This is a genomic window from Variovorax sp. P4_D9 (assembly GCF_056401695.1).
In genome coordinates this window covers 1-6,073 of the sequence record NZ_JBFUIU010000558.1, presented here as the reverse complement: position 1 = coordinate 6,073, position 6,073 = coordinate 1, and the positions used below count along the sequence as shown (strand labels likewise).

6 protein-coding genes are annotated in these 6,073 nt (G+C 66.4%); 5 read left to right on the top strand and 1 reads right to left on the bottom strand.

The features are described from left to right. From argH to AC1DY5_RS38640, 5 genes are all read left to right on the top strand, one after another. Positions 1–874 (top strand): argininosuccinate lyase (argH, locus tag AC1DY5_RS38660; RefSeq protein ID WP_478119751.1); only part of this gene is annotated, 874 nt, incomplete at its 5' end. Positions 875–1,052: 178 nt separating this feature from the next. Next, on the top strand, positions 1,053–1,895 hold the full coding sequence (locus AC1DY5_RS38655) for a glycosyltransferase family 2 protein (RefSeq protein ID WP_478119750.1): 843 nt from the start codon (positions 1,053–1,055) through the stop codon (positions 1,893–1,895). A gap of 22 nt (positions 1,896–1,917) precedes the next feature. Continuing rightward, positions 1,918–2,889 (top strand): UDP-glucuronic acid decarboxylase family protein, encoded by a 972-nt coding sequence (locus tag AC1DY5_RS38650; RefSeq protein ID WP_478119749.1) that lies wholly within the window; start codon positions 1,918–1,920, stop codon positions 2,887–2,889. Positions 2,890–2,893: 4 nt separating this feature from the next. Further along, the gene (locus tag AC1DY5_RS38645) at positions 2,894–4,267 is read left to right on the top strand and encodes a UDP-glucose dehydrogenase family protein (protein ID WP_478119748.1); all 1,374 of its coding nucleotides are present in this window, start codon (positions 2,894–2,896) and stop codon (positions 4,265–4,267) included. Between the two features lie 96 nt (positions 4,268–4,363). Then, positions 4,364–5,113, top strand: coding sequence for an SGNH/GDSL hydrolase family protein (locus AC1DY5_RS38640; protein ID WP_478119747.1), 750 nt, complete (start codon positions 4,364–4,366; stop codon positions 5,111–5,113). Here the strand turns inward: AC1DY5_RS38640 and opgC are convergent. Continuing rightward, on the bottom strand, positions 5,090–6,073 hold a 984-nt coding region (opgC, locus tag AC1DY5_RS38635), incomplete at its 5' end, for an OpgC domain-containing protein (protein WP_478119746.1). The two genes, AC1DY5_RS38640 and opgC, sit on opposite strands and share 24 nt — an antisense overlap.

Below are 6,073 nucleotides of genomic sequence, written 5' to 3'. Positions count from 1 at the left end.
CCACATGCTGGCCTACGTGGAAATGTTCGCCCGCGACGCCGAACGCATGGCCGACGTGCGCAAGCGCGTCAACCGCCTGCCGCTGGGCGCCGCCGCTCTGGCCGGCACCAGCTACCCGCTGGACCGCGAGGCCGTGGCCAGGGCGCTCGGCATGGACGAGGTCTGCCAGAACAGCCTGGATGCCGTCAGCGACCGCGACTTCGCGATCGAGTTCACCGCTGCCGCCTCGCTGGCTATGGTCCACATCAGCCGCCTGAGCGAGGAGCTGGTGCTGTGGATGAGCCAGTCCTTCGGCTTCATCGACATCGCGGACCGCTTCTGCACGGGCAGCTCGATCATGCCGCAGAAGAAAAATCCGGACGTACCCGAACTGGCACGCGGCAAGACCGGCCGCGTGGTCGGCCACCTGATGGCGCTGATCACGCTCATGAAGGGCCAGCCGCTGGCCTACAACAAGGACAACCAGGAAGACAAGGAGCCGCTGTTCGACACCGTCGACACGCTCAAGGACACCCTGCGCATCTTTTCGGAGATGGTCGGCGGCATCACCGTCAAGCCCGAGGCGATGGAGCGCGCCGCCCTGCGCGGCTACGCCACCGCCACCGACCTGGCCGACTACCTGGTCAAGAAGGGCCTGCCTTTCCGCGACGCGCACGAAACGGTGGCCCATGCGGTCAAGGCGGCGATCTCGCACCAGGTCGACCTGTCGGAATTGCCGCTCGCGGTGCTGCAGACCTTCAACCCGCAGATCGAGAAGGACGTCTACGGCGTGCTGAGCCTGCGCGGCTCGCTGAATGCCCGCAACATCCTGGGTGGCACGGCCCCGGCGCAGGTGCGCCAGCAGATCGCCCGGCACCAGGCACGGCTGGCCTGAACCTGCCCAGCCGAGGCGGYGCAAACCGTGATGTGCTGTAGCCATAGGCCGATGGACGGAGGGCTCGTTCGTCTGTAGTGTTCCTAAATGTAAGAATGTAGTGCTAAAGTTTGGCATGCTCCGCGCTTACGGATTCGGGTGATCCCTGACTCAGAAGCTGCCACCCAAGCCGAACACCATGGAAAACCCTCGCTGCGTCGTCGTCATCCTGACCTTCAATTCCGCGTCGATCATTCGCGAAACGGTGACTCAGGCCAAAAAAGTGAGTCCGCACGTCTTCGTGGTCGACTCGCATTCGACGGACGGCACCCCGGCGATCCTCGAGCAGTTGGGTTGCACGGTGACGCAGCGCCCGTTCTCGAACTACAGCGACCAGCGCAACTGGGCCATCGCGCAGATCGAGCCGTCCTTCGAATGGCAGCTGCACCTCGATGCCGACGAAGTGCTGGACGATCGCGCGGTCGCTGAGATCAGCGCCCTGCTGGCCGGCCAACCCGCCTTCGATGCCTACCTGATACGCCGCCGCGACTATTTCATGGGCAAGATGCTGCGCTTCAGCGGCCTCAACCCGTGGCACCTGCGGCTGTTCCGCGCGGGGCAGGGCCGCTGCGAGTCGCGGCTCTACGACCAGCACTTCATCAGCAGCGCGAAGCCGGGCCGGCTCGACGGCTTCATGCACGACAAGAACTCGGCCCGCCTGGCCGACTGGATCGCCAGCCACAACCGCTGGAGCGATGCCGAGGCGAAGGAGAAGCTGGGCCCCCGCGTCGCCGCCGACAACGTCCTTCAGCCGCGCCTCATGGGTGATGCCCGCGAGCGCACCCGCTTCATCAAGGAGCTGTATTACAAGCTCCCGACGGGGGTTCGCTCGCTCAGCTATTTCGTCTACCGCTACGTGTTCCGCCTGGGCTTCTTGGACGGCACGACCGGCTTCTACTTCGCCTTCTTCCAGGCGCTGTGGTTCCGCATGCTGGTCGACGCGAAGATGTACGAGCAACGCCATCAGCAACCATCGAACTGACCTACAGGAAGTGACTAAGCGAATGCGCAAATACAACGCCTCCAAACGGATGCTGGTCACCGGCGGCGCCGGTTTTCTCGGCAGCCACCTGTGCGATCGGCTCCTCGAGCAGGGGCACGACGTCCTGTGCGTCGACAACTTCTTCACCGGCACCAAGCGCAACTTGGAGCACCTGCTCGACCACCCACGCTTCGAGCTGATGCGCCACGACGTGACCTTCCCGCTGTACGTCGAGGTCGACGAGATCTTCAACTTGGCCTGCCCGGCCTCGCCGATCCACTACCAGCACGATCCGGTGCAGACCACCAAGACCAGCGTGCACGGCGCGATCAACATGCTGGGCCTGGCCAAGCGCGTGCGCGCCAAGATCCTGCAGGCCTCGACGAGCGAGGTCTACGGCGACCCCGAGATCCATCCGCAGGTCGAGGCCTACTGGGGCCGCGTGAATCCGATCGGCCTGCGCAGCTGCTACGACGAAGGAAAGCGCTGCGCCGAGACGCTGTTCTTCGACTACCACCGGCAACACCAGCTGCGCATCAAGGTGGTGCGCATCTTCAACACCTACGGGCCGCGCATGCACATGAACGACGGCCGCGTGGTGTCGAACTTCATCGTCCAGGCCCTGAAGGGCGAGGACATCACGATCTACGGCGACGGCCAGCAGACGCGCAGCTTCTGCTATGTCGACGATTTGCTCGACGCGATGCTGCGTATGATGAACACCGGCGACGAGCTGCCGGGCCCGGTCAACATCGGCAACCCGGGCGAGTTCTCGATGCTCGAACTGGCCAACAAGGTGATCGAGCTCACCGGCTCCAAGAGCAACCTGATCCGGATGCCGCTGCCCGCGGACGATCCCAAGCAGCGCCGGCCGGACATCTCGCTGGCGCAGAAGGAGCTCGACGGCTGGGCACCCAGGACCCAGCTCGAGGAGGGCCTGAAGAAGACCATCGCCTACTTCGACCAGATTCTTTCGGAAACCAACGCGACTTGAACGCATGAACATCTCGATCATCGGCACCGGCTACGTCGGACTGGTCACCGGCGCCTGCCTGGCGGACATCGGCAACAACGTCTTCTGTCTCGACCTCGACGCGGACAAGATCGCAATGCTCAACGCGGGCGGCATCCCGATCTACGAACCGGGCCTGGCCGAGGTGGTGGAGTCGAACGTGGCGGCGAAGCGGCTCGGCTTCTCGACCGACATCGAGGCCTCGGTGGCGCACGGCGACATCCAGTTCATCGCCGTCGGCACGCCGCCCGACGAGGACGGCAGCGCCGACCTGAAGTACGTGCTGGCCGCGGCACGCAGCATCGGCAAGTACATGAACGGCTTCAAGGTGGTGGTCGACAAGTCGACCGTGCCGGTGGGCACGGCCGATCGCGTCAAGGCCGTGATCCAGGAAGAACTCGACAAGCGCGGGCGTTCCGACCTGCGCTTCTCGGTGGTCAGCAACCCCGAGTTCCTGAAGGAAGGCGCGGCGGTCGAGGACTTCATGCGGCCCGACCGGATCGTGATCGGCTACGCCGACGACGACGACGGCCGCGAGGCGCTGGCCGCCATGCGCCGGCTCTATGCCCCCTTCAACCGCAACCACGAACGCACCCGCGTGATGGACGTGCGCTCGGCCGAGTTCACCAAGTACGCCGCCAACGCGATGCTGGCCACCCGGATCAGCTTCATGAACGAGCTGGCCAACCTGGCCGACCGCGTCGGCGCCGACATCGAGGCGGTGCGCCAGGGCATCGGCTCCGATCCGCGCATCGGCTACAGCTTCCTGTATGCCGGCACCGGCTACGGCGGCAGCTGCTTCCCGAAGGACATCCAGGCGCTGACGCGCACCGCGCGCGACAACGGACAGGCGCTGCGGGTGCTCGAGTCGGTCGAGGCGGTCAACAACGACCAGAAGCACGTGCTGAGCCAGAAGGTGCTGTCGCGCTTCGGGACCGACCTCAGCCAGCGCACGTTCGCGCTCTGGGGCCTGGCCTTCAAGCCCAACACCGACGACATGCGCGAGGCGCCGAGCCGCGTGGTGCTCGACGTGCTGCTGCGCGCCGGCGCCCGCGTGCTGGCGCACGACCCGATCGCGATCGAGGAGACCAAGCGCGTGCTGAAGCTCGACTTCGCCGATGCGCCCGCGCTGCTGGAGCGCATCAGCTTCACGGCGACAAAAGACCCGATGGAAGCCCTGGCCGGCGCCGATGCGCTGATCATCATGACCGAGTGGAAGGCCTACCGCAGCCCGAACCTCGAACGGCTGAAGGCGCTGATGAAGTCGCCGGTAGTGTTCGACGGCCGCAATCTCTACGAGCCGGGCACCATGAAGGCTGCCGGCATCAGCTACCAGGGTATCGGCCGCAACAGCCAGTGAGCCGGCCGGCCTGATGAGTCGTTACCATTTGATGCCTCATCGGGCCGGTTTCGCCAACGCTTTGCGGTCCAGGAACGTTGGGTCTCGATGCTCTCGATGAAATCCGCCGTCCGGGGCGCCCTCTTCTCGTTCGCGCTCGCTGGGGCCCTGGCCGTCCAGGCGGCCGATCCGGCTGCTGGCAGCACCGAGGCGCCGCCGTCCCCGGCCTACCTTGCCGCCCACGCCCGATGGCGCGGCGAACTCGACGCCTTTGCGGCGGCCGACCGAGAGCGCCTGCCGGCGCCCGGCGGCGTGCTCTTCGTCGGCAGCTCGACGATCCGCATGTGGTCCCACTTGGCGCAGGACTTCCGGCAGCTGCCGGTGGTCATCAACCGGGGCTTCGGCGGCTCGACCATGGCCGACTGCGGTCTGTTCGCGGCCGACCTGGTGCTGCGCTACAAGCCGCGGCTGGTGCTGGTCTATGCCGGCGACAACGACCTGGCCGAGGGACGCACGCCGCTGCAGGTGCTCGAGAGCTTCGCCCTGTTCGCCAACACGGTGCGCACCGGGCTGCCCGAGACCCGCATCGCCTACATCTCAATCAAGCCCAGCCCGTCGCGCGAGACGCTGCTGCCGGGCATCCGCGAAACCAACGACATGATCGGCGCCTACCTGAAGCGGCTGCCCAACAGCGACTACATCGACATCTTCACGCCGATGCTGGGCGCCGACGGCCGGCCCCGGCCGGAACTGTTCCGCGGCGACCAGCTGCATCTCAACGACGACGGCTACCGGCTCTGGCAGTCGGTGATCGCGGCGCACCTTCAGGAGCCAGCCCAGGCTTCAGTCGCCCAGGGCGCGCGATAGCGGCAGCGCCGGCGGCTTTTGCCGGTCGTCCCACCAGATCGTCAGGCGGGCGACCCCGCGGAGCCAGCCGAACACCGCGAGCAGCAGCAGCAGGTCGCCCCACCAGGGCCGCGCCGTCTGGCTGTCACCGTAGACCGCCAGCACCAGCAGCACCGCCACCAGGTGGGCACAAAAGACCGGCAGCGAGGCGCTGCCCAGGTCCTCGAGCCAGTGCAGACGCGAAATACGGCGCATGAAGGCCGGTCCGTAGCGGACCGCCACGATGCCCAGCGCCGCCAGGTTGACCAGCCGCAGCGGCCCGAGCTGCCACTTGTCGAACAGCAGGTTGAGCTCGACATCGCCGCCGAAGGGCGCCTGGCCGTTGATGCCATGGTGCCGCCACCAGAAGCCATAGAGCGCCGCCGAGCCGGCGAGCACCACCAGCCAGGCCGGGATGCGCAGTGGGCGGGCATCGGGCGCATTGCGGCCGGCGCCCATCCACAGGCCGGCGAACCACAGGAACTGCCAGGCGAAGGCGTTGAAGGCGCCCATCTCGTGGAAGGGCACCACCMGCCCGGTGTGGCGCACGGTCAGCCCATAGAGCCATTCGCTGAGCCCGAACTGCGCCAGCCCCCACAGGCTGCCACTGGCAACCATCACCGCGGTCCAGCCATGGCGCAGGCCGAAGGCCRGCACCCACGGACTCAGCAGCATGAAGAAGATGTACATCGGCAGGATGTCGAGCAGCGCCGGCTCGTAGATCAGCAGCAGCGAATAGAGAAAGCCCTCGCGCGGATTGGCCAGATAGAAGGACAGCAGGTTCTTGACCGCCGGCTGATCGATGCGCAGCCCGACGGCCGAAATGACGGTGAAGAGAAACAGCAGCGTCGCGGCCTGGCTCAGGTAGACCTTCAGCGCACGGCGCCAGAAAGCCCGCCGCATCGAATCGACGCCCTGGTTGCGCGCGATGCGGCTGTAGAC